At 62.9% G+C, this 24,201-nt stretch carries 21 protein-coding genes and 2 pseudogenes; 17 read left to right on the plus strand and 6 right to left on the minus strand.

Going from position 1 to position 24,201, the window contains the following annotated elements; translation table 11 throughout:
- Nucleotides 1-121 (plus strand): annotated as a pseudogene (locus Q0R16_RS19010) (IS630 family transposase); the annotation flags it as partial.
- Here Q0R16_RS19010 and Q0R16_RS19015 read toward each other — a convergent pair.
- Together Q0R16_RS19015 and Q0R16_RS19020 are read right to left on the minus strand one after the other, a co-directional pair.
- Nucleotides 67-2,658 carry a type ISP restriction/modification enzyme gene (locus Q0R16_RS19015; protein WP_295640062.1) on the minus strand — a complete coding sequence of 864 codons (2,592 nt, stop codon included), beginning with the start codon at nt 2,656-2,658 and terminating at the stop codon, nt 67-69. The pseudogene Q0R16_RS19010 and the gene Q0R16_RS19015 overlap by 55 nt on opposite strands.
- Nucleotides 2,659-2,872: 214 nt before the next feature.
- Entirely contained in the window at nt 2,873-3,961 is a 1,089-nt protein-coding gene (locus tag Q0R16_RS19020; protein ID WP_295640065.1) for an MBL fold metallo-hydrolase, read from the minus strand.
- Between the two features lie 203 nt (nt 3,962-4,164).
- Between Q0R16_RS19020 and Q0R16_RS19025 the strand changes: the two genes are divergently transcribed.
- The 6 genes from Q0R16_RS19025 to Q0R16_RS19050 all read left to right on the plus strand — a co-directional run bounded on the left by Q0R16_RS19025 (nt 4,165) and on the right by Q0R16_RS19050 (nt 10,109).
- On the plus strand, nt 4,165-4,719 hold the full coding sequence (locus Q0R16_RS19025) for a curli assembly protein CsgF (RefSeq protein ID WP_295640069.1): 555 nt from the start codon (nt 4,165-4,167) through the stop codon (nt 4,717-4,719).
- 28 nt (nt 4,720-4,747) lie between these two features.
- Nucleotides 4,748-5,800 carry a CsgG/HfaB family protein gene (locus Q0R16_RS19030; protein WP_295640073.1) on the plus strand — a complete coding sequence of 351 codons (1,053 nt, stop codon included), beginning with the start codon at nt 4,748-4,750 and terminating at the stop codon, nt 5,798-5,800.
- A 398-nt stretch (nt 5,801-6,198) separates the two neighbouring features.
- A complete protein-coding gene (locus Q0R16_RS19035; protein ID WP_295640076.1) occupies nt 6,199-8,079 on the plus strand; it encodes a hypothetical protein in 1,881 nt (626 codons plus the stop codon).
- Nucleotides 8,080-8,383: 304 nt separating this feature from the next.
- Nucleotides 8,384-8,743 (plus strand): hypothetical protein, encoded by a 360-nt coding sequence (locus Q0R16_RS19040; RefSeq protein ID WP_295640079.1) that lies wholly within the window; start codon nt 8,384-8,386, stop codon nt 8,741-8,743.
- Nucleotides 8,744-8,883: 140 nt separating this feature from the next.
- Nucleotides 8,884-9,426 (plus strand): hypothetical protein, encoded by a 543-nt coding sequence (locus Q0R16_RS19045; RefSeq protein ID WP_295640082.1) that lies wholly within the window; start codon nt 8,884-8,886, stop codon nt 9,424-9,426.
- Complete coding sequence (locus Q0R16_RS19050; protein WP_295640085.1) at nt 9,423-10,109, plus strand: hypothetical protein; 687 nt, start codon at nt 9,423-9,425, stop codon at nt 10,107-10,109. Before Q0R16_RS19045 ends, Q0R16_RS19050 begins: the two co-directional genes overlap by 4 nt.
- Before the next feature lie 30 nt (nt 10,110-10,139).
- Here Q0R16_RS19050 and Q0R16_RS19055 read toward each other — a convergent pair whose 3' ends face one another.
- Nucleotides 10,140-12,872, minus strand: a complete 2,733-nt coding sequence (locus Q0R16_RS19055) for an adenylate/guanylate cyclase domain-containing protein (protein ID WP_295640087.1) — start codon at nt 12,870-12,872, stop codon at nt 10,140-10,142.
- 177 nt (nt 12,873-13,049) lie between these two features.
- On the opposite strand from Q0R16_RS19055, the gene Q0R16_RS19060 reads away from it, so the two are divergent.
- Genes Q0R16_RS19060 through Q0R16_RS19070 form a run of 3 tightly spaced genes read left to right on the plus strand, consistent with a single transcriptional unit; the run spans nt 13,050 to nt 15,481 of the window.
- Nucleotides 13,050-13,895 carry a cupin-like domain-containing protein gene (locus tag Q0R16_RS19060; RefSeq protein WP_295640090.1) on the plus strand — a complete coding sequence of 282 codons (846 nt, stop codon included), beginning with the start codon at nt 13,050-13,052 and terminating at the stop codon, nt 13,893-13,895.
- A gap of 10 nt (nt 13,896-13,905) precedes the next feature.
- On the plus strand, nt 13,906-14,880 hold the full coding sequence (locus Q0R16_RS19065; protein WP_295640093.1) for a hypothetical protein: 975 nt from the start codon (nt 13,906-13,908) through the stop codon (nt 14,878-14,880).
- 4 nt (nt 14,881-14,884) lie between these two features.
- Nucleotides 14,885-15,481, plus strand: a complete 597-nt coding sequence (locus Q0R16_RS19070) for a phosphotyrosine protein phosphatase (protein ID WP_295640096.1) — start codon at nt 14,885-14,887, stop codon at nt 15,479-15,481.
- Here Q0R16_RS19070 and Q0R16_RS19075 read toward each other — a convergent pair.
- On the minus strand, nt 15,441-16,667 hold the full coding sequence (locus tag Q0R16_RS19075) for a carboxylate--amine ligase (protein WP_295640099.1): 1,227 nt from the start codon (nt 16,665-16,667) through the stop codon (nt 15,441-15,443). The two genes, Q0R16_RS19070 and Q0R16_RS19075, sit on opposite strands and share 41 nt — an antisense overlap.
- A gap of 66 nt (nt 16,668-16,733) precedes the next feature.
- Here Q0R16_RS19075 and Q0R16_RS19080 point away from each other — a divergent pair, with 66 nt between their 5' ends.
- Nucleotides 16,734-16,895, plus strand: a complete 162-nt coding sequence (locus Q0R16_RS19080) for a hypothetical protein (RefSeq protein WP_295640102.1) — start codon at nt 16,734-16,736, stop codon at nt 16,893-16,895.
- Here Q0R16_RS19080 and Q0R16_RS19085 read toward each other — a convergent pair.
- Nucleotides 16,892-17,299, minus strand: coding sequence for an acyl-CoA thioesterase (locus Q0R16_RS19085; protein ID WP_295640104.1), 408 nt, complete (start codon nt 17,297-17,299; stop codon nt 16,892-16,894). The two genes, Q0R16_RS19080 and Q0R16_RS19085, sit on opposite strands and share 4 nt — an antisense overlap.
- Before the next feature lie 7 nt (nt 17,300-17,306).
- Nucleotides 17,307-19,394, minus strand: coding sequence for a S9 family peptidase (locus Q0R16_RS19090; RefSeq protein ID WP_295640107.1), 2,088 nt, complete (start codon nt 19,392-19,394; stop codon nt 17,307-17,309).
- Nucleotides 19,395-19,461: 67 nt separating this feature from the next.
- Here Q0R16_RS19090 and Q0R16_RS19095 point away from each other — a divergent pair, with 67 nt between their 5' ends.
- From Q0R16_RS19095 to Q0R16_RS19120, 6 genes and pseudogenes are all read left to right on the plus strand, one after another.
- Nucleotides 19,462-21,288, plus strand: a complete 1,827-nt coding sequence (locus tag Q0R16_RS19095; protein ID WP_295640110.1) for an aminopeptidase P family protein — start codon at nt 19,462-19,464, stop codon at nt 21,286-21,288.
- A gap of 65 nt (nt 21,289-21,353) precedes the next feature.
- Nucleotides 21,354-21,731 carry a VOC family protein gene (locus Q0R16_RS19100; protein ID WP_295640112.1) on the plus strand — a complete coding sequence of 126 codons (378 nt, stop codon included), beginning with the start codon at nt 21,354-21,356 and terminating at the stop codon, nt 21,729-21,731.
- A gap of 11 nt (nt 21,732-21,742) precedes the next feature.
- Entirely contained in the window at nt 21,743-22,138 is a 396-nt protein-coding gene (locus Q0R16_RS19105) for a cupin domain-containing protein (protein WP_295640115.1), read from the plus strand.
- A gap of 208 nt (nt 22,139-22,346) precedes the next feature.
- Nucleotides 22,347-23,042: a hypothetical protein gene (locus Q0R16_RS19110; RefSeq protein ID WP_295640119.1), complete on the plus strand. Its 696-nt coding sequence runs from the start codon at nt 22,347-22,349 to the stop codon at nt 23,040-23,042.
- Nucleotides 23,043-23,060: 18 nt separating this feature from the next.
- Nucleotides 23,061-23,795, plus strand: coding sequence for a response regulator (locus tag Q0R16_RS19115; RefSeq protein ID WP_295640122.1), 735 nt, complete (start codon nt 23,061-23,063; stop codon nt 23,793-23,795).
- Nucleotides 23,796-24,201, plus strand: a pseudogene (locus Q0R16_RS19120) (hypothetical protein); the annotation flags it as partial.

Consider the following 24,201-nt stretch of genomic DNA (forward strand, 5'->3'; position numbering starts at 1 on the left):
CCGCGTCTTCACATCCTACGACAACATCATCGACCACTGCTGCGAAGCCTGGAACAAGCTCATCGATCAGCCTTGGCACATCATGACCATCGGCCGCCGCAAATGGGCGCGTGGGTCATGATCAGTGCAGGTTGGTATAAATTCAACGCGGCCCCAATCTACCATATCGGGACGTGAAAGAATCGCGCGCGTGTCAAATGGTCGATAGGCAATCGGATGAATATCGCTGTGCCAACTTGCATTTTTTAGAGCTTTTCGGGCGGCTGGTAGCTTCCAGCCCCGTGAATCACCGGGTGGGTATTTTCCGCCCTTCTTGTCCCCAAAAAACTGGAAGCGAATGTCCTCATCGGTACTGGTTGGATCGGCGAACTGCGAGATGCGTTCGGTCAGTTCTCTGGCGTCAAATGCAATCACCAGCCCATCACGTGCAGTGACGATACCGGCGACATTGGATGGCATCAGTTCCGTGACGGAAATACCCATCGCATATTGCGAAGCGAGGTCATTTTCACGCGGAACAAAGGGATACTGAGGACCCTCTTGCGACAATGCTTCAAGGCTGAGCGTCGATGACGCTCCCTCCCAAAGCATTGAGTATTTTGATTCGCGGCTACCCCATAGCTCACCGTGCCGCACCACAGCGGCTGGCTTGGGCTTCTTGCCATTTGATCGCCGCTTGACCGCTACAATAATGGCCACACCCTGCATAATATCGAATACGTTTTTGTCGGGCGTGCCGTCTGGACTGATTTCCTTTTTGTTCGAATTTCCATGCAGGTCCAACACATGGATGCGATCAAAAGTCTGCATCAGGTGCCACCGCATCGCGCGAAATGTCGGATTGTCGAGATAGCCGTGGTTGGTGATGAACCCCAGCACACCTTCGCCGGTCTGTTCGATCATGTGCTCAGCCAAGCGAATGAATTTTACATAGTCATCCTGTAGCCAATGCTTGCGTTCACCGAAGTGGACGCCATCGACATATTTGTAATCCTCGATCTTGCCTGTGATCCATGCGCCATTGTTCTGGCTGATGCCCGAATACGGCGGATTGCCGATCACGCACATGATCGGGGTCTGGCGCTTGATGTTGTTCGCCAGCTTGGATTCTTCGGCAATCGCACGTTGCAGGCCAATGAAGGGTAAGGTCTGGTCCACCCGCTCACCGTCCTCCAGCGAGTTGGTGAGGTAAACGCCCAGCCGTGGCGGCGCGGCCGAGGGTTTGTAGCCCAGCCCGGTCAGGATCATGTCGAGCTTCATGTGGCACATCGCATAGCTGGCCATCAGCAGTTCGAAGCCGTGGATGCGCGGGATCAGGTCCTGTTCGACATAGCCCGACCATTGCCCCGGCGCGATGCCCTTCACGCGGCCCGCCACCAGCTTGACCACTTCGGCCAGGAACGTGCCGGTGCCGGTGGCGGGATCGAGAATCTGCACGCGGTGGACCTGCTTGCTGATCGTGGCGGGCTTGCCGGTCTTGGGGTCGTTCTGCCCGGTGTCCCAGTCGATGGTGACCTTGCTGGTATCGGCCAGGCCATCGGCCAATCCGAATTCGGTTTTCAGCACATCGTCCACCGCGCGCACGATGAAGTTGACCACCGGTTCGGGCGTGTACCACACGCCGCGCGCCTTGCGCTTGGCCGGGTTGTATTCGGCCAGGAACACTTCGTAGAAATGCAGGAACGGATCGGCGCGCGCGGTCACTTTGCCGAAGTGCTTGAGCACTTCGGCCATGTCGGTGGCCAGGAACACGTTGCACAATTGATCGATGGTGCGGCGCAGGCGTTCGTCCAGATTGGGCCCGGCGATGTAGATGAACAGTTCGCGCAGGAACGGGTTGGACTTGGGCAGCAGGTCCAGCGCCTCGCCCCGGCTGAAGGTGGCGGGGGTTTCATCATGCAGCCGCGCGGCGAACAGACCGTAAGCGATCGTTTCGGCGTAGATGTCGGCAAAGTCTTCGGCGGTGATGTCGTGGATCAAGTTGGCCTTGAACGCTTGGTACTGGCCGATCAGGTCGCTCGGCTGGCCGCCGCCGTCGCGCGTCTTGAGATCGGACAGCAGCGCATTGCCCATGATCTCCTTGATCAGCGCGGCCTTGCCCGCCATCAACTGCGCCAGCTTTTTCGAAGACGTGATGCTGAGCGGGGTGGCATGCGCGAATTCGGCCAGCCGCGCTTCGAGCAACGCGAAGTTGCCGGGCCGCGCGGGCATCGTCGGGATCAGATCGGCGATGGTGATGAAATCCACCACCTCGCCCTCTCGGATGAATTCGAAATCCAGCCCGTTGGTGTAGATCAGGTTGGGCAGGCCCTTGCGATACCGCTCTTTCTGCGCCTTGCTGTAATCGGTGGCGGCGAACTTGCGCACGTCCTTGCCGATGTCCTTGGCCTCGCACCAGCCGATCGCCACGTCACCCCGGTTGAACACGAAATCGGGCGCGCCGACTTCGGTGATGTGCTTGGGTTCGTTGATCACGGTGAGGGCGGGGTCGATCGACGCGAACAGGCGCGCGAGCAAGGGACGGAAGCTGTGCTCGGTGGTCTGCCCGCTGGCGTGCAGCTTGCGCAGATCGGCAAGAAACCCTTGAATATCCATTGCCATCTTGGCCCCGCCGGTGGTGAACGCGGGGCTTATCGGGCCGGTGCCGGTCTTGTCCACCGCGCGCGGCTGGGGCGAAGGCGCTTTCCTACATCCAGAGAAGTTGCAACAGTCGTGCGGCTCATTGAGATTGTCGGCAAGGCGTTGGAATAGAACGCAATTTTTGCGCGCGCGTGATTCGTGGCAGACTTTTGCAGTGTGCAATACGTGTGAACTTGGCGAAGTTGCGAAATTAATCGTCTGATTTCAGCTATTTGACTGAACAAATTGGTCGTCAGAACAGCCGCGAATGGCGGATTTCCCGGGTTCCGGCGGGCAGGCTGAACAGCATGCCGTCTTCGCCCACGGTGATCGAGCCGCTGAAATGGGCCTTCGCGTCGCCCAGGAAGGCGGGGTAGAAGAAGCGGCTGGGCAGGACGGGGACGAGGTGGCTCAGCACCAGTTGCCGCACCCCCGCCGCCCGCGCGCTGTCGGCCGCGACTTCGGGGGTGGAATGGGCATTGATGATGTCGCGGGTGATTTGCGCGGTCTTGGTGGCGCCCTTGGTATCGAGGCCTGCGGTGATCGCTTTGACCATGGCGGGTTGCAGCGCTTCGTGCACCATCAGGTCGGCGCCCTTCGCGGCGGCATCGAAGGCAGGTGAGACAGCAGTATCGCCGCTCAGGACGATCGAGCGGCCTTTGTAATCAAAGCGATAGCCCACCGCATCGGCGATCGGCGCGTGATTGACCCGGATCGCGGTGACCCGCACCCCGTCTGCGTCATAGACCACGGTGGTGTCGCCCTTGCCGGATGCGGGCAGGTCGAACGGGTGCGGCGTCGCGCCGGCCGAAGCCGGGTTGGCGACGACCACGCCGTGGTGCGCGGTGCGATAACCGTTGTCGGTGGCGAAGGCGGCGTTGAACCCGCCCAGCACCGCGGTCACTTCGGCGGTGCCATAAACGGGCAATGGCGCGGTGTTGTCGCTCCCGGTCCAGCGCAGCAGCATCATCTGGCCCAGGCCGTCGATGTGGTCGGAATGGAAGTGAGTGATGAACACCGCCTCGATCCGCGTGATCGGCAGCCCCATCAGCGATATGTTGCGCGCGCCGCCCTCACCCGAATCGACCACGAAAATGTGCTTGCCGGCGATCACGACATTGCAAGCGCCCGCGCGGTCCCGGCTCGGCAACGGAGATCCCGTGCCACACAGGGCGACATGGAGCCCGTCGGGCAATGCGGCGGTGGCATCGCGACCGACCCGTCCGGCGGCCATGCGTTCGTACAATGCCTGGCCGAGCGGGCGCTGAGCCAGCCCGACTCCGGCGGCGACGATGATGACCAGGCCCAGGACCAGCACGAAGGTCTTCGTTCGAGTGAGCATATCAGGCCAAACTCCATCCCCGGGAGTTTGCGCTATGAGCGAACCGAGCGACCGTCAAACGATATCGGCATGCACCATGCCATATCATCGGGATTGCGCGCATGGTGGAAACGAAAAACCCCGTAACTCCAATGACTCCGCAAGGCCGTCTGATTTGGCTTCGATCTGTGTAGTTAAGGTATTTGTAACAAGCGTTTTTATGGATGCAAACCGGTAACTTTGGTGTAAAAGCAACAGGCTTGAGTGTCGATTGCGGCCCTATGGTTCGCAAAACCGCGCTGGTTCGCGATGCAATTTTCGGGGTGATTTCGCATATGGCTGGTGCCAGATCCAAGGTTCGTCTGATTGTCCTGGCAACCGCACTGTGCAGCGGCGTAGGTTTCGCCGGCACGGCATCGGCGCAACAGCTTCGCTTCCAGTTCACGGACCCTTCGTTCGGCGGAAACCCGTTTTACTCTACCCAGCTCCAGGGCGTCGCCAGCGCGCAGAACGGCTACACCAACCCCAAGGCGACCAGCTCGTCGACACCGGCCCAGATCTTTGCCAACCAGCTGCAATCGCGGCTGCTGTCGGCGCTCTCGGACCAGATCGTGAACCTGATTTTCGGCGCCAACCCCCAGCAAAGCGGCACGGTTTCGTTCGGTGGCCAAACCATCACGTTCAGCCGCGGCCTTACCGACGTGACCCTGAACATCACCGATGCGGGCACCGGGCAGACCACCACGATCGTCGTGCCGACCACGCTGACCACGAACTGATATGCGCCATCCGATTGCTATAGTCGCCATGGCGGCGCTTTCGCTCGCCGGTTGCACCACCATTGGCCGCAGCGGCCGCACGAATTTCCCGCACAGCGGGGGACGTGCCTACATTCCGGAAAAAACCCAGACGCAGCATCTGCTCGAAGCGTTGCCGCCGCCGGCACGGCCGGTTGCGGTGGCGGTCTACGGGTTCGCAGACCAGACCGGGCAGTTCAAACTGCAGGAAACCGGCCAGACCTTGTCGCGTGCCACCAGCCAGGGCGGCGCCGCAATCCTGGTCAAGGCGCTACAGGACGCTGGCAAGCATAGCTGGTTCACAGTGGTGGAGCGCGAATCGCTGCAGCACCTGCTGAACGAACGCCAGATCATCCTCGAGATGCGCCAGCGCTATCTCGGCGAAAAGGACGTCAACGCGCAGGCACTGCCGGCGCTGCTGTTTGCCGGGGTGCTGCTTGAAGGCGGGGTCATCGGCTACGATACCAACACGATCACTGGCGGTGTGGGCGCTGCGTTCCTGGGGATCGGCGGCAAAGTCCAATACCAGGAAGATACGGTCACCGTTTACTTGCGCGCTGTGTCTGTTCGCACGGGCGAAGTCCTGTCTTCGGTCCAGTCTTCGAAGACCATTGCCAGCAAGGCCATCGGGGCCAACGCGTTCCGCTATGTCGCCTATCAGCAACTGCTCCAGCTCGATTCGGGCTATACCACCAATGAACCGGGTCAAATTGCGCTTCAGCAGGCGATCGAGAAGGCTGTCTGGGAACTGGTGGTTGACGGCGCCGACCAGCATCTATGGGAATTTGCCAACGCTGCCGAAGCATCGCCACTGATCACGCAATACCGGCGCGAACGCGACGGCAAGTCGAGCGGCAGCCAGATCCAGGCATCACTCAACAACCAGTCACCCGCCGCGCCCGAGCGACTGAGGGCACGCGCCCCTGCACCGCCCGAACCGGCCCGCTATTCAGCGCCGGCCGCCGAACCTGGCCGGCCGCAGCCGGCAGGCGTTGCCTTCGGGAAAGGCCAGAAGGTCAAGATCGTCAAGGGCAAGCTGGTGCCCGTGGGCAACCCGAATTGATATTAAGTCACACAAACTTAACATTTGGCCAGCAACGTTGCGTGATCGGTCGGGAGGGGCAATTGGACGCCGGCGCCTGGCAACTCCGGCAAAATACGTAACCCACTGGCAAGAGTTCGATGTTGGCACAAACACTGCGCCAGCAGTCAAACTCGGCGCTAGGCAGAACAGCAATTTTTGTGATAACACAACTGTGAGAGAGGTGATGGTATCCTATCGGCCCAACCCGATTTGCGATTGGCTTCAACACACTAGCCAATTGCGGCGGGGCTGAAATCCGGATATTTTCGATCTCTGGAATATAGTTTTCGTTTGTCAGCAAGGTTCCAGAAAAGCCCCCCAACCAGCGGAACCACCTGGTCGCGTTCGTCAAAGCACATGCAACAAGGAATCGAAGCATGAAGAAGACCTTCCTTTATTCGGCCTGCGCAGCAGCACTGCTCGCCGCCACCCCCGCGCTGGCAGCCGCACCTTCCACCGGCGGCAACACGTCGACCGTGACCCAGGCCGGCGATTCCGAAAAAGCCACCGTCACGCAGAACGGCGCGAACGATTCTTCAAGGATCGATCAGATCGGATCCACTTCGAACCACAATACTGCAACCGTCACGATGACGGGAAACACCGGTGGTCAATCCGGCATCACCCAGTCGGGCGCCAACAACAAGGCGACCGTGACGACGACCGACGACGGATTGGCTTTCCCGGGCCAGGTTAAGCCGATTACTTTGTCGAACATTTCGCAGTACAGCACGAGCGCTGTGCTCAGCACGGGCAACCAGGCTACTGTCGTGCAAACGTCGCAGTTCAACGCGACGCAGTCGGCTTCGGACATCTTTCAGGGCTCTGCCCTCAGCCCGGTCAACGGCAACAAGGCTTTCGTGACCCAGTACGACGATCAGCAGCAATCGACCATCGTCCAGACGTCCGACAACAACACTGCCACCGTCAGCCAGGGCAACAATGATGCCTTGGGCGATTCGACCTGGGGCAACACTTCAACCGTCAACCAGATGGGCGTATCGGGCGGTAACGACGCCAAAGTCAGCCAATTGGGCCTGCTCGACACGAGCACGATCACCCAGACCGGCGCGAATGGCAAAGCCGATGTGAAGCAGCGCGATACGGCGTTCACTTCAACAGCCTCGTCAAACAACCAATCGAGCATCAACCAGTCGGCTTCGCTTAACGATGCGGTTGTGCTGCAGATCGGTGAACGCAACACTTCGGGCATTACCGAAAGCGGCAACAGCAACGGTGCCAATGTCGATCAACGGGGCAACGACAACTCGTCGACAATCAGCCAGAACGTCGGCGCTGGTTCGATCACGTACTCGGGCAAGGAAATCGGCACACCGATCGCTCCTGTGGCTGGCACCAACACCAGCTTCGACGTCGTTGTTCAGCGCGGCAACTTCAACGGGTCGGGCATCACGCAGACGGGCGCCGGCAACTTTGCCTTCATCGGCCAGACCGATGACGGCACCAGCACATCGACATCGCGCAACACATCGACTGTCACGCAAAGTGGTGCTGACAACGCAGCTTTCGTCGATCAGTTCGGTGCGAACAACAAGTCGACGTTCACTCAGTCGGGCACGCGCAACCAGGCCGGCGCCACGTCGGAAACGCGAGACACACACTCGCCATCATTTGGATTGGGACTGGGCGATAGTCTTGCGAGCGCCTTCGGCATCCACCAGACTGGTTACAACCTGGTGTCGTCGATCAGCCAGAGCGGCAGCAATGGCATCGTCAATGTCGTGCAGAACAACTACAGCACTGTAACCGGGGGCAGCGTCTTTGCATTCCCGGCGGCAACCGGCGTGAACGATCGCTCGATCATCACCCAGGGTGGCAACGGCACCGGCGCAAGCGTTGCCCAGGTCAACCAGGCCTATGTTACCCAGACCGGCACCCTGAACGATTCGCAAATCGATCAGGACAGCACCACCGGGTTGGGCACGGGCAATGTCATCTATGTGCAGCAGGTGGGCAACAGCAACATCTCGTATGTGACGCAGGATGGTTCGAACAACACGCTCAACTCGAACCAGTCGGGCAACGGCAACAAGTCGACGGTCACCGAATCGATTTCGACCAACGGCGACACTGTCTCGGTCACTCAGGCGGGCAATCTCAACACGTCGACCGTCGCCGAAATGGGCACATTCAACACCGCAACAGTCAACCAGTACTCGAGCGGCAACACCTCCAGCGTGACGCAATCGGGTTCGAACAACACCGCTACGGTCAACCAGGGCTTCGTGTCGCGCTAATCGCTGCAGGAAACTGGCAAAACGGGCGGCGGGGTCAATACGCTCCGCCGCCCGAATTGTTTGTGAATCCGGTGACAAGACCGGAATTGACTGATACAATCATACGCAATCTGCCCATTCGCTCGCTCACAGAGTCATGCGACAGCGGGTGGCAGGCGGATACCGGCAGCATTTGGCTGCGGCGGAGATCCCCCCGATGAAAGCACCTTCGAACAAAGCGATTGCCGCTCTCGCGTTCATTGCCGGATCAACTGCGGCACACGCAGACGCCCCATCCACCGGTCCAACCGGGCAGGACACCACCATGACCACAACCAACGGACCCAACGGCCGTACCACGGTGATCGAAACAGGGTCTGGCCACAGCCGTACCGTGATCCAGCAGGGCCTCGATGAAGACCTGCTCATCGAGCAGCATGGCCGCAACCACCACACAGTGGCCATCCAACGTGGCCATGGTGAACGGCTGGTCGTGAAGCAGGATGGCACCGGCGCCGCCGCATCGGTCACGCAAGACGGCGGAAGCAACGATACAACCATCACCCAATCGGGCCAGGGTGGACATGTCACTGTCCGTCAGTCAGGTTCCGGTAACAAAGTGTATGTCAATCAAGGTCAGCAGCCACCGAGTCCTGCTGACGCCAGCAACAGGAGCGACCAATGATGCGCGTTTTGTCCCTGACCGCCGTTGCTTTGGCTTTGGCATCCGTATCACCCGCTCAAGCCGTGACACCGGCAGACACGCCGACCACCATCACCTGCAAGGATTCGGGCGGATGCACTCAACTTCCGGCATCCGCTCCTTTGGCGACTCCCATCGCCGTAACGCCCGTCAACACCAACAAGGGCGCCTTCATCAGCCAGATCGGGGATCACCAGACCGCCACGATCAACCAGGCCAATAACAACCAGGCGGCCAGCGTGACACAAAGCGGGTCTTCTCAGACAGCCACCGTCACGCAATCCGGGCTTGGCGCACACATCGCCGACGTCACGCAAAGCGATAGCAGCAATATGCTGACGCTCACGCAAGGTGGCGCCGCCGGGCAGGTCGCGGTGCTGTCGCAAGCCGGAACCGGCAATACGATGACGATCGGCCAAAGCGGTTCGTTGACCAACCAGGTCAGCGCTTCGCAAATGGGCGGAAGCGGCAACACCCTCTCGCTCTCGCAAAATGGCGAAAGCAACCTGGCGCAATTGGCGCAGAACGGCAGTGGCAACCATATGGACGCCGTCCAGAACGGCGCCGGCAACCAGCTCGCCTGGACCCAGACGGGCGACAACCTCGTCTCGTTGCAGGTTACCCAGAATGGTGGCCAGGCCATCATGATTTCGCAAGGCAAATGACCACACGCCCGCCCGGGTTGGCTTTGGCAGCGCAGATTGTGGCTGCGGGGCTCGCGCTCACATCCCAGTCAGTTTGTGCGCAAGACCGAGCAAGCGGAATCGAGCAGATCCAGAGCCGACAGACCGGGATCGATCAGCTTACCACGTCGAACGTGGCGCGGCGGGCCCAGCAACGCAGCGTTGAGAATGCCGCGGCGGGAGAGAATCTATCAGGCGGGCCAACAGCCGGAAACGTCCAGATCGGATTGTCACGGCGCAATGTGGTCGCGCCCGGCACAATCTCCGACGCAGCAGACAGCCGCGGAACGGTCGCGATGGTTGTCGGCGGCACCGATCGTTGCGATCCTGCCAGCGAGACATCAAAGCAGCCAGCCTGCCGCGACCTGATCGAAAACCGCTCGGGCGACTTCGCGCACGCGCAGACTGCTACGATCTCTCCGGAAAGCACGTTGCTCGCCGCAAGCCAGCGCGCCGGAATCGGAACGGGCACTTTGACCACAACCGGGACGACGGCCCCTACCGATGCCGAACAGCGCGGAAATCAAGAATTGGCCACGATCGTGCTTAACCAGCAGCAACAGGCTCAAGCCGCGACCGCCAATTCGACCGGCCAGCCAACGCTCGATACCAACCAGCAGGCCATCGTCAATGCCGTCGTTCAAGGCATCACGCGCGGCAATTGATCCAGCCGACTGCCGAGGTCGCTTGTCTCGCTATTTCTGCGTCATCGTGAACACGCCGTCCCAGTCCTCCGAAGGTGGCGTACCGGCGTATGCCCGGCATCGCTGGAGGTAGATCGCGCTTGGCTGATCGTCGGCCATAAGCCCCAGCGCGGTCTCGAAGCCCGAAGCCGCCGCAGTCCAGTCACGGCTCCGATAACGCTCCAGCCCCGCATTGTAGGCATCGAGCATGGCGTCGAGCCCGACCTCCCCTGCGCGATAGTCCAGCGCCTCGAACACGGCCGCTGGAACGTCCTTGCCCTTGACCCGAACGCGATCGATTTCGCGGAACAGGGCCGGCCGTTTCAACCGCTGGATCGTGGTTTCGCCAACCAGGATCTTGGTGCCGAACTGCTTGTTGGCGCCTTCCAGCCGTGAAGCAAGGTTCACGCTATCGCCGATCACGGTATATTCCATGCGCTTGATCGACCCGATGTTGCCGACCACGACATCGCCCGTCGCGATCCCAACCCCGATCTGAAGCTCGGGCAATCCGCGCCCGGCCTGCCGCGCGTTGTGATCGCGCAGCCGCAGGATCATCTGGTTGGCGACGAGCACTGCGTTGTCGGCATCGTGTTCGCTCGGGAACGGGGCGCCGAACAATGCCATGATTGCATCGCCGATGTACTTGTCGAGCACCCCGCCGTGTTCGAAGATCACGTCGACCATCTCGGTGAAATAGGCGTTGAGCAGGCTTACGGTGTCGCGCGCGCCAAGCCGTTCGGACAGCGAGGTGAACCCGCGCACGTCGGAGAACAGCACCGACACTTCCTGGTCCTTGCCGATCAGTTCGGCCTCGCCCGCGGCCAATAGCTGGTCGGCGACTTCCTTCGACATGTAGCGTGCCATCGTCGCGCGCACGCGCCGTTCTTCGGTGATGTCCTCGATTACCACCATAGATCCGATACGCTGGTCGTTGGCATCGATCAGCGGCGTCACCGTCAGGTTCACCGTGGCGTTGCGGCCATCGGTAAACAGCATCTCGGAATCGAGTTCGAGCGTGGCCTCGTTGGTTTCAGCCGTGCGGCGGATCGCTTGCGCCACCCACGCATTCTGCGACCCCGCGATCCGCGCAGCATCCCGACCGACCAGGCGTTCACGCGACACGCCGAGCAATTCGACGCCGGGATCGTTGACCGTCACCACCAGCCCCTCGCCATCGAGCGTGATGATCGCGTTGCTGGTGCTCTTCAGAACGCTGTCGTTGTAGTTCTTCATCGACAGCACGTCATCGAACAGCCGCGCGTTTTCGAGGCTGACCGCGATCTGCGCACCGAATGCGCGAAGCCGCGCCTCGTCCTTTTCGGTGAAGGCACCAGTGCGTTTGTTGAGCACTTGCGTCACGCCGATGCGGCCGCCCGCTTTGTTGGTGATCGGCGCGCACAGGATATTGCGCGTTCGAAAGCCCGTGCGCTTGTCGACATCGGGATCGAAGCGCGGATCGGCGTAAGGATCGGCAATGTTCTCAAGCTGTCCGCTGGTGAACACCGCGCCCGCAATGCCCTGGGACGAAGGTATGCGGATTTCGTGCGTTTCGAGACCTGCGGCAAAGATCGAGAACAATTCGCCGGTGCGCGGGTCCTGGATGAACAGCGTCGAGCGTTCGGCCCCCAGCAATTCGGCGGTCGCGGTCATGATCCGCGCGATCAGCATGTCGAGCTGGAGTTCGCCGGCCAGGTCCTGGCTGACCGACAGGATCTTCTGTTCTTCGCGCAACGATTCGACCATCAACCCGAATCCGCGATAGAGTTGCGCGAATTCATCGGTGCTGGTGACATCGAGGTGCGCTTCTTCGAGCCGCCCGATCTCGACCTTGCCCATCGCAGCAAGCATGCGCTGCGCCGACCGCGAAACCTCGGTCGCGGTCAACACCGCCATCGAGAACGAACCCAGCACACAGACCAGCACCACACCCATGATCCACCAGTACAGCGGCATCATCTGGTCGATCGACAAGTGCAGCCCGTTGGCAACCATCAGGCGGTTGACCTTGAACGCGACCGAAACCGCGAAGAACATCAACGGCAACGAGGCGACCGCGATCGCCAGGTACAGCAGCTTTTCCTTGAGTCGGATCGCCACAAGTTGCTCGCGGCATTCGGCCGGCAGCGGCCCACCCAGCGCCTTGCCCATCCGCGCGATCGCCGGTTCGACCGCGCGGCTGACGGCGAAGTACTCGTAGATCGCGTGCGCAGGCGACGCGAACAGCAGCGCAGCGCCGGAAAACGCACCGATCTGCCAGGTTTCGAAGCCGAGGTTCGAATAGTGGTTGGTCAGGACCATAGCCAGCGCCACCGTGAGCGTAGCCAGCGGGCCGTGCAGAAACGTCACCCGCATGAATGCAAAAAACGGCAGGTTCAGCGCGCGCGTGATCCCCGAAGTCAGGACCGAATGTTCGGGATCGACCCCCTCATCGAGGGCGGCCAGCACATCGCGCACGGGTCGTACATGGTAGTTGATCAGGAAAACGTCAGCCAGGACGTAAATGGCGAAACCCACCGGCACGAAGCGGAAGAGGCTAAGCCATTGCCAGGTCTTGAATTCGACCCCGGTCACGATCAGCGGCAGGATGATGCCAACGGCCGCGACCGAAGCGAGGACATAGATTTCCACCATCCGCCGGCTCAGCGCACGGGCGGACGGTCGCTCGCCCACCGGCAGCGCATGGTCCGCTTCTAACCGCCCGGCATGCAACACGCCCGATTTGCCCCTGATGTCCCTGTCCATTCCAAGTCAACACCATGCGCGGCCGCTGCGCAAGCAATCGGATGTTTGCAAACCCCGATTTGGTGGCCGAATCCCGGCCGTTTCGTCCCGCAAAACCCGGCGTTAACCTCCCCGCGCTATGCGCATGGGACTCTCCGGGGGTCGGAGCAATAGCAGACAGTGCGACGGGATGTGCCGATGCAGGCCGAAGTGTTCACGCCAGAAGCCAAGAACGGGCTGGAAACCGCTTACCCGGCGCGCGCTACCCGGCTGACCCACCGTTTGACCTCGCACCCTTTGCTCGACCTCGAAGCGCTGGTCACGCTCGCCGCCGCGCTCCCGCCCGAGGCTGTCGAATACAACCCCGGCAAACTGCCGATCGGCATCGCGCCCGAAGACGTGCCCGCGCCAGAACTGGGCGTGGCCGAAACGATCCGCTCGATCGAACAGGCGGGCGCGTGGATGGTGCTCAAGCGGATCGAGAGCCACCCCGCTTACGCGCAGTTGCTCGATGCCATCCTCGATGAAATCACGGCAATAGTCACACCCCGCACCGGCGCCATGCTGCGGCGCGAAGGCTTCATCTTCATCTCGTCACCGGGTTCGGTGACCCCGTTCCACTTCGATCCGGAGCACAATATCCTGCTGCAAGTGCGCGGCACCAAGACCATGACGGTGTTTCCCGGCAACGACGAAACGATGTTCGATCCGCAAGTCCACGAGGCGTTTCACCTGGGCGAACATCACCGCAACCTGCCATGGCAGGACGAATACGCCGCGTTTGGCGAAGCGATCACGATTCAGCCCGGCGAGGCGATCCACGTGCCGGTCAAGTCGCCGCACTGGGTGCAGAACCACGATGGCGTGTCGATCTCGCTATCGGTCACCTGGCGTTCCGAATGGAGCTTTGCCGAAGCCGATGCGCGCGCGATGAACCGCGTCATGCGCCGTGCCGGGCTTGCGCCGCGCAGCCCTGCCCCTTGGCCGGCACGCAACCTTGCCAAGTCGCTCGCCTATCGGGCCCTGCGCAAGGTGGGTGTGTAATCGGCCGCCGATGACTGAAGTCTACATCACGATCGACACCGAGTACTCCTCGGGCTTCGCCGCGCGCGCGCGCGGTTGCGAGCGCGCGGCCAATTTCGCGCGCTCCATCGCTTGCGAAACCCCCGATGGCGCGGTGGGCGTCGATTACCAGCTCGATGTGTTCGATGCTCATGGCTTGAAGGCGGTGTTTTTCGTCGATCCGATGCCCGCGCTGCTGTGGGGCGTGGCGGCGATCGAGGACGTGGTCGGCCCGATCGTGGCGCGCGGACACGATGTCCAGCTTCACCTCCACACCGAATGGCTGGCGCTGGCTGGGGCAAGCAACCCGTTGGGATCGAAGACCGGCATCAATATCAAGGATTTCACCTTCGAAGACCAGTGCCGGCTGATCGAGCACGCACGCGCATTGCTGGTCGCCGCAGGGGCGCCGGCGCCAGTGGCATTCCGCGCCGGCAACTACGGCGCCAACGATGATACCTTGCGTGCGCTGGCCGAATGCAACCTGACATACGACACCAGCCATTGCCCGGGCATCGCGGGCTCGCTCTGCGACATTTCGCTTAGCACCGAAGATCGCCAGCCGATGCACCACTCCGGGGTGATCGAAGTGCCGATCGGCTGCATTGCCGGTTTCAGCGGACGGCTGCGCCACGCGCAAGTCACCGCGTTGACCGCGGGCGAAGTGCTTTGCGCAATCCGCCATGCGCGCCGTCAGGAGATCGACAGTTTCACGCTGGTGTCGCACAGTTTCGAACTGCTCAGCCGCGATCGGCATCGGATCAACCACATCGTGAAACACCGGTTCGAGCAGCTTTGCGCCGGTCTGGCGCGGCTCGATGGCGTGCGCACCGCGACATATGCCGATACGCCGCCCGTCGTCCGCGACCAGCCGGCGGCCGCTTCGGTGCTGCCGCACAATCCCTTGCGGACCAGCCGCCGCCTGGCCGAACAGGCGCTGGCCAACGCCCTATATGGAGCCCGCTGACACAATGGCCAGCCGCGCAATTCCCTTCGACAAGACCCCATCCGAAAGCTGGACGATACGGCAGTTCGGCACGCTGCGGGGGCTGGTGCGGCTGGGGCTGTCCTATGTCGAACTGGCTTCGGGTTTCGCGCCCACTCGCGCCCCTGCGAAGGGTTCGGTGCGGCGGCTGGTGTTCGTGTGCCATGGCAACATCTGCCGCAGCGCCTTTGCCCAAGCGGTGGCGCGGCGCGAAGGCTTTCGCACCGCCGGATTCGGGCTTTCGACCACCAGCGGCATGCCCGCGCATCCACCGGTGGCGGCCGAGGCGGCGCAGCGCGGACTGCCACTCGACGATCACCTGACGACGGCCTTGGGCAATTTCGCGTTCGAACCCGGCGACTTGCTGCTGGTGATGGAAGTGCGCCAACTCAAGCGCTTGCGCGCCAATCCCTCGCTCACCCGGTTGCCGCGTAACCTGCTCGGACGGTTCGCGCGGCCGCCCGTGCCGCACCTCCACGATCCCTACATGATCGACCCGGCGTATCTGCCGACTTGCCTCGACCGGATCGAAAGCGCGGTGGTCAATTTGTGCCGCGCTTACCCAGAGGCCAAAGCTTCCTGACTACGCCGGCAAGGTCAGCGAATAGTGGCGCAGGATCACGCCACGACCATACGAACCAACGCACGCGGGGGTCTAAAAAGTCGGCGATGAAGCGCGCTACGGCGCCAATGCGTTTGAAAACAGGAACTTTTCCGTCGCGCAACAGCATCACCAAGCCCTTGGCATCGGGAATCAGATAGCGCGCCCGACGCAACGGCATTGCAACGGCATTAGAACGGCCTTGCACCGCCGCGTCCTCTCCCAGCATCGCGCAGGCGTACGTCTCCCAGCCGAAGTGCGCGCCGCAGTGGTAGGCAAGCGGCAAGCTGCCCCAGAAACGCCCGTTGATTTCCATCAGCCACGATCGGCCGCTGGCGGGATCGTGCCGGTACTCGACCATCGCCGGACCCTCCCAGCCCATGGTGGAGAGCAAGGCTTCGGAGCGTTCCATCAGCGCGGCGTGTTCAGCCAGCGGCACCACCTCGCAGAACGCCGAAACGCCCCCGGTCGGCGGAAATTCGCGCAAGCGCCGGTGCTGGAAGCGCAAGGTCGCGCGGCCCTGCTGCATGTGCAGCATCTGGCCGAGCCCGTGGCCCGGGCACCAGGTCTGCACCAGCGGCCAGATCCCGACGACATCGTAACGCGCCAGCAACGCCAGCAACCCGCTCGCATCGTTGGCGTATTCGACCTTTTCGAGCGCGATTCCCGCCGCCCCCAGCCGCGCGGAGACCGCATTCGGATCGGCCCATTTCACGGCCACCGGATAAGCCAGGCCAGCGGCGATCGCGGCATGGTCCTCGCCCGTCAGCGGTTGCCAGCTCGATGGCACATCGATGCCGAGCCCGGCCGCAAGGTCCAGCGTGCGCGGCTTGTCGAGCACCAGTGCCAGCTTGTCCGGTTCGGGAACCAGCAAGCGGCACTTTCCGATCACCGGTCCCATCGCTGCCAGTTCGATCAGGTGATGTTCGGAAATCGCCAGCACCGCGCCGATGTCGTTTGCGGCCACGAATCGCGGCAGCCATTGCGCCAGCGGCTTCTCGATCAGCGCAAACGCATGCGTGTGCCGCGATGTCCGCGCCAATGCGCGCTGGTCGCGGCCCAGTGCGAATACCCGCACCCCACGCTCGCCCAATTCGCGCACCACCGTCAGTCCGATCGGACTGTCCGCGCCGAGCACCGCCACACGAAGGTTGGAACCGATTGTCACGTCCGACGCCTTAGCCCGGCAATGCTTCACGTCTCCCTAACCCTGCCCGGCTAGGGTGCCACCGCGATGATCGACAAGTTCACCATTTTCCTGCCGCACCTGCTGATGGCGCTGATGGTCTGGCGCCTGCTGCGCCGCGACGATCTCGATAGCGACCCGGCGATCGTGGCGGCCAACAAGGCCGCCGAAGTGCCCAAGCGCGCGCGGCGCCGGGCGCCCAACCCCTAACTTTCGGCAAAGGGCTCGAACATCGCGGTGATATCGGGCCGCACCCGCTGCAGCCAGCCGCTGCGCCGATCGATCAGCGCCCAGGTCGTACGCGCGCTGACGATGACCTTACCCGCGCCATTGCGGAAATCGGTGCGACGGTCGAATCTCGCTCCGCTGGGCGGATCGGGGATGAACGTCACCGCCTCCACGCTTTCACCCAGCCCGATATTGCCGCGGTAATCGATCTCGTGGCGAGTCACCAACCACACGAAAGCGTCCTGCAATTCGGCCGACGCAACCGTGGTCCAGTGCGCGGTGGCGATCGTCTGGCACCATTCCACCCACACCGTATTGTTGACGTGGCCGAACACGTCGATGTGTTCGGGCGCCGCGGTAAAGGTCATGGCATGGCGGCAGGACATCCCGGCGCTATTCCGCGACGCCGAGTTGCCACAGCACGAAGGCGAATTCCTCGGCGGTTTCGTGCAGGCTTTCGAAACGGCCCGACTTGCCGCCGTGGCCTGCACCCATGTTGGTCTTGAAGATCAGTTCGGCGTCAGTGGTGCGCAGTTCGCGCAGTTTGGCGACCCATTTGGCCGGTTCCCAATAGGTCACGCGCGGATCGTTGAGCCCGGCCGTCACCATCAGCGGCGGGTAGTCTTGCGCCGAAACCTGATCGTAGGGGCTGTAGCCGCGGATGAGGTCGAACGCTGCCTTGTCCTCGATCGGATTGCCCCATTCGGGCCATTCGCCCGGCGTCAGCGGCAGGCTTTCATCGAGCATGGTCTGGAGCACGTCGACGAACGGCACATGCGCGACCACAGCGCCGAACAGGGCCGGCGCCTGGTTGATTACCGCACCCATCAACTCGCCGCCGGCCGATCCGCCCGAGATGGCGATCTTGCCCGGCGCGGTGAGGCCAAGATCGACCAAGCCCTGCGCCACGTCGACGAAGTCGTTGAAAGTGTTGGTGCGCTGTTCCAGCTTGCCGGCCTTGTACCACGCCCGGCCCAGATCGTCCCCGCCGCGGATATGCGCGATGGCGTAGGCGAACCCGCGATCGACCAGGCTCAACCGCGCGGTCGAAAAGCCCGGCCCGATGGCGATGCCGTAAGCGCCGTAGCCATAGAGATGGAGCGGGCCGGCGGCTTCTCGATCCTTCCGCATCACCACGCTGACCGGGATCATCGTCCCGTCGCGCGCTGCAATTTCCAACCGCTGCGTCTCGTACAAATCGGCATCGTAACCCGAGGGGATTTCCTGAACCTTGAGCGGTTCAAGCGTGCGATTGCCGACATGATAATCGAAGGTGGTCGCCGGGCTGACCATGCTTTCGTAGCTCAGTCGCAACGTGTCCATCGCCCATTCGGGATTGTCGCCGAAGCCGGCCTCGAAGCTGGCTTCGGGAAAGAGGATCGGTTCTACGCGCGATGGATCATCGTAATAGCGCACCTCCAGACGATCGAGCCCGCGCACCCGGCCTTCGACCGTGTAGAAATCGCGGAACAGTTCGAACCCGGTCAGGTAGAATTCGTCCGAACCTTCGATCAGCGTGGTCCACTCGCCCGGATTGCCCAGCGGCGCGGTGGCGAGACGGAAATTCTCGTGGGTATCGTTGGCGTGGATATAAAGGACGCCATCGCGCTCATCGGCATCGTATTCCACGCCGGTCTGGCGCGCGCGGACGAGGATCGGTGTGGCCAGCGGATCGGCGGCGGGCACCAACCGCACTTCGCTGGTTTCGTGATCGCCGGTGCCGATCACCAGCCACTGCTCGTTGGCCGAGAGCGATGCGCCGACGCGGAAGCCTTCGTCGTCCTCGTGATACAATTCGACGTCGTCGGACAGCGGCTGGCCGAGCCAGTGCAGCCGCACGTTGTCGGTGCGCCACTGCTCGTTGGCGAGCGAATAGACGAGGCCCCGATCGTTGCCGACCCACACCAGCGAAGACAGCGTGCCGGGGATCTCGTCCGCCAGCATTTCGCCCGTGGCGATCACCTTGATCCGCACGGTGAAGCGCTCGGAGCCGTTGTCGTCGACGCTCCACGCGATTTTCGCGCCATCGTTGGATATGGCGATCGCGCCGAGCCGGAAATATTCGTGCCCCTCGGCCAGCGCCACTTCGTCGAGGATCAGTTCGTCAGCAGTTTGATCGTCTTTGGCTGAAACGGGCCTGCGCCACCACTTCTTGTACTCGGCGCCCTCCTCGTATTCGATCCAGTAAAGCCACTGGCCGTCCTTCTGTGGCACCGACTTGTCGGCCTCCTTGATGCGGCCGCGCATTTCTTTGAACAGCGTGTCGATCAGCGGCTTGCGCGGTGCCATGCGCGCCTCGAACCAGGCGTTTTCCACCTTCAGGTGCGCAAGGATTTCGGGATCGGTAACCTCGGGATAGCCCGGGTCACGCAGCCAGGCGTAATCGTCCGAGAGCGCCTCGCCGTGCCAGGTGGTGGTCTGCGGCTTCTTCGCGGCGACAGGAGGAGCATGCGTTGCGGCGGAACTGTTGGAAATGGTCATCGCGCGCATCTATGGTGCGCACATGGCAGCCGCAAGCGAATGCGGCCTCAGGCAATGGAATAGACCGATGTTGATGCAGACTCACGAGGCGCGACTTGACGATCTCCGCCAGGAACTGGCCCGCCGCAATCTCGATGGCTTCGTCGTGCCGATCTCTGACGAGCACATGAGCGAATATGTCGGTGCCTATGCGCAGCGGCTGGGCTGGCTGACCGGGTTCGGCGGATCGGCCGGGAGCGCGGTGGTCCTGACCAAGCCCGGTGTTGACGGGGGCAGGGGCGCGGCGATGTTCGTCGATGGCCGCTACACGCTGCAAGTGCGCGAGCAGGTCGACGGCAAGCTCTACGACTATGAAAGCGTTCCCGCGACCTCGATCGCCGCCTGGCTGGCCGACCATGCGCCCGAAGGCGCGCGGATCGGCTACGACGCATGGCTCCATTCCAAGGGCTGGGCCGAGGGCGCTGCGAAGGCGCTGGCCGAAAAGGGCGGAACGCTGGTCGCGGTCGATGGCAACCCGATCGATGCGGTGTGGCAGGATCAGCCTGCGCCCTCACCCGCGCCGGCCGTGGTGCACAGCGATGCGCAAGCCGGGCAATCGAGCGCCGAAAAGCGCGCGGCGGTGGCCGAATGGCTGGCGGCGAAGAAGCTCGACGCAGCGGTGATTTCGGCGCTCGATTCGGTGGCGTGGTTGCTCAACCTGCGTGGAACCGATGTCGATCGCACGCCGGTGGCGCTGTCGTTCGTGCTGGCGCATGCCGACGGCACCGCCGAATTGTTCATTGCGCCCGAAAAGGTCACGCCCGATCTCGTCCAGCACCTGGGCAACGCCGTCCACGTGCGCCCGCGCGATGCCTTCGTGCCCACGCTGCAATCGCTCAAGGGCAAGCGCATCGCGGTGGACCCCGAGCGCGCGGTGGCGGCCGTGTTCGCCACACTGGAGCTGGCTGGCGCACAGACCATCGCGCTGACCGATCCGACCGTGCTGCCCAAGGCGGTCAAGAACCCGGTCGAACAGGCCGGTCACCGCGCCGCGCAAGCGCGCGATGGGGCCGCGGTCACGCGCTATCTGCGCTGGCTGTCCGAAGTGGCGCCACAGGGCGGGCAGACCGAGCTCTCCGCTGCCGCCGCGCTGCGTGCCGAGCGCGAGAAAACCGGGCTGCTGCGCGACTTGTCGTTCGACACGATTTCGGCCGCCGGCCCGAACGGCGCCAGCCCGCATTACAAGGTCGACGAGGGTAGCAACCGCGCGATTGAACCCAACAGCGTCTATCTGGTCGATTCGGGCGGGCAGTACCAGGATGGCACCACCGACATCACCCGCACCGTGTGGATCGGGCCCGATGCGCCGCCAGCCGAAGTGTGCGATCGCTTCACCCGCGTGCTCAAGGGCCATATCGCATTGGCCCGCGCGGTGTTTCCCCAAGGCACCAACGGCAGCCAGCTCGACAGCTTTGCGCGCCAGTTCCTGTGGGAGGCCGGGTTCGATTACGCGCACGGCACCGGGCACGGCGTCGGCAGCTACCTCTCGGTCCACGAAGGGCCGCAGCGCATCGCCAAGGCTTCGGCCGGGCAGGCCGGCACTGGGCAGGAACTGATGGCAGGCATGTTCCTCTCCAACGAGCCGGGCTATTACAAGGCGGGTGAATACGGCATCCGCATCGAAAACCTGGTGCTGGTGGAAGAGCGCAAGATCACCGGCGCCGAAGGGCGCTTCATTGGCTTCGAGACGCTGACTTTCGTGCCGATCGACCACACGCTTGTCGACCTTTCCATGTTGACCGCAGGGGAGCGCGCGTGGTGGAACACCTATCACGCACAAACCTGCGCGCTGCTGGCGCCGCAGCTTTCGGGCGCGGATCTGGCATGGCTCGAAAGCCAGTGCGCGCCGATCTGATCGCGCTTGTGACACCATCAATGTTCGCGTAATGTTCTAACGCCGATTCGGCAGGGAGAAATGCGATGATCGGATACGTAACGCTCGGCACCAGTGATCTGGCGCGGTCTGCCGCATTCTACGATGCGCTGGCAGCCGAAATGGGCACTGGCCGGATGATGGACAACGAAACCTTCATCGCCTGGGGCACGCCCGGCGGCGGCGCGGGGATCGGCCTGACGAAGCCGTTCGATGGCCAGCCGGCCAGCGTCGGCAATGGTGTGATGGTCGCGCTCGAAGCGAAGGACCGGGCGCAAGTCGATCGGCTCTACGCCATTGCGATCGAACAGGGCGGCACCGACGAAGGCGCCCCGGGCGATCGCGGTGGCGGGTTCTACGCCGGCTATTTCCGCGATCTCGATGGCAACAAGCTGAATGCCTTCGTGATGGCTCCCCCCGCCTGAGGAGAACGTCGATGGCTGGTCACTTGCTGGCAACGACCCCGATCCATCTCGGCCTCGGCGCCAAGGCGCATGTCGAACCGGCGTTCACCGGGATGGAATGGTACGCGGACTATGGCGCGCGCCACGATGCCGATGGCGCCGAGGGTCGGCTGGTCGGCATGCACACCTTCACCCAGCCGTGGGACAGTTGGGAGATGCACCCGGCGGGTGACGAGGTCGTGCTGTGCACCGACGGTGAAATGACGCTGCACCAGCAATGGCCCGATGGCCGGATCGGGACGGTGACGATCGGTGCAGGCGAATATGCCATCAACCCGCCAGGCGTATGGCACACCGCCGATATCACGGGCGAGGCGACGGCGGTGTTCATCACCGCCGGAATGGGGACCGAAAATCGGCCGCGCTGAAAGCGACAAATTGCTACAAGATCGGGCGCATCGGGCATAATTGCGCGACAATACGGGGGTAGAGACAATCAGGAAGTTGCGGGTGCCTTGCAAATCCCTCCCCGGCCCGTCCCATGGCTCCCTCCCTCGCCTTGCGGACAGGCGCCCGCAGCTTTCGATTGTGTTTCGCTCCCTCCACGTCCGGGGGTCAGACTGGAGTTTTCGCGACATGAAAAGACTGACACTGGCCTTGTCGGCCGCATCGCTGGCCCTGCTGGGCACGGGTGCCGTAATTGCGCAGGACCGTCCCGAGGGCATGGCCAAGGGCATGGCCATGGGCATGGATGGCGACCGCCCCATGACCTGGGTCGATTTCAAGACACACGCCGATGAAGGTTTTGCCCGGATCGACGCCAACCACGATGGCGTGATCGACAAGACCGACCGCGAAGCGATGCGCGATCAGATGCGCAACCGTCGCGGATCGGAGGCCGGCCACGGTCCCGATGGCCCGCCCCCGCCTCCGGCCGGAATGGGTCCGGGTAGCGAACATCCTGATGGTCCGCGACCCGGCCAAAGCATGGGTGGCGGCGTGGGCCAAGGCATGGGTGGCGGCATGGGCGCAATGATGCTCCTGCGCGGCGCCGATACCGATCATGATGGCAAGATCACCCGCGCCGAGTACGATGCATCGGTCAAGATGCATTTCGACGCGATGGATACCAACCATGACGGCCAGATCTCGAAGGACGAACGCCAGGCCGCACACGCGAAAATGCGCGCCGAAATGGAAGCGCGCATGCGCGAACGTGGTGGAAACATGGGCGGGAAGATGGGCGGCGACATGGATGGCATGCACCACGGCCCGGATCATGGCCCCGCAGGCGCCCCGGGTGGTGACGATATGCCGCCCCCGGCCCAATAAGCAGACCACGGCACCAGCATGACCGAAACCGCGGCCATCCGCGTGCTGCTCGTCGATGACGAACCGGGCTTGCGCGAACCTCTGGCGGACTACCTCGTCCGCCAGGGGTTCAGCGTGGTTCAGGCCGCTTCGGCCGCGCAAGCACGCCGCGAGCTGCCCGACGGCGCGTTCGATATCGTGCTGCTCGACATCATGATGCCGGGCGAGGACGGGTTGTCACTGTGCCGCCACCTCACCGAAGCACGGCAATTGCCGGTGATCTTCCTGACCGCGAGAGGCGAGGCGACCGACCGCATCGTGGGGCTGGAGATCGGTGCCGACGATTACGTGGTCAAGCCGTTCGATCCGCGCGAACTGGTGGCGCGGATCCGCAGCGTGCTGCGCCGCGCCGGGCGCCAGCCGGCCGAAACCGACGAGCCGGTCACGCTCGAATTCGAAGGGTGGCTGCTCGATCCGCTCAAGCGCCGCCTGATCGACCGCGAGGGCGCGGTGGTGGCGATTTCCTCTGCCGAATTCCGCCTGCTGATGGCGTTTCTGGAGCATCCCCGGCAAGTGCTCGACCGCGATCGCCTGCTCGACATGGTGCAGGGCCGCGAGGCACACTTGTTCGACCGCGCGGTCGATAACCAGATCAGCCGCCTGCGTCGCAAGATCGAAGTCGACAGTCGCAATCCGCAACTGATCCAGACGGTGTGGGGCGGCGGCTACATGCTGGCGGCCGAGGTCACCCGCCGCCCTGTCACGGGCACCTGAGTGGCCCAAACCCGTTCACGCCCCGGGTTACCGCCACGCAGTCTCCAGGGGCAAATCCTGCTGGCGATTGCGGTCGCGTTGTTCGTTGCGCAAGGCATCTCGGCCGCGTTGATCTGGCGGGCGCAGCAGGAACGCGCAACGGTGATGCTCGTCAATTCGGCGGCGTTCCGGCTGCTGGGGCCTGCCACCCGGCGTGCCGACCTTCCGCTTGGACCATCGGCCGAAGCGCAGCTTGAAGCACCACCTCAATCGAGGCAGGAACCACCGCACCCGGGTGGCCAATCCGATTTCAGCCTGTTCCGAGCCCGGCTCGAATCCGCAGGTCCTTTGCGCCCCGGCGAAAAACGTCTTGGCTCCATCGAGCTGGCCTTGTCCGAACTGCTGGCCGCGCAAGGCCTGCCGGCGC

The sequence above is a fragment of the Novosphingobium sp. genome, assembly GCF_025351285.1.
Classification (GTDB): domain Bacteria; phylum Pseudomonadota; class Alphaproteobacteria; order Sphingomonadales; family Sphingomonadaceae; genus Novosphingobium.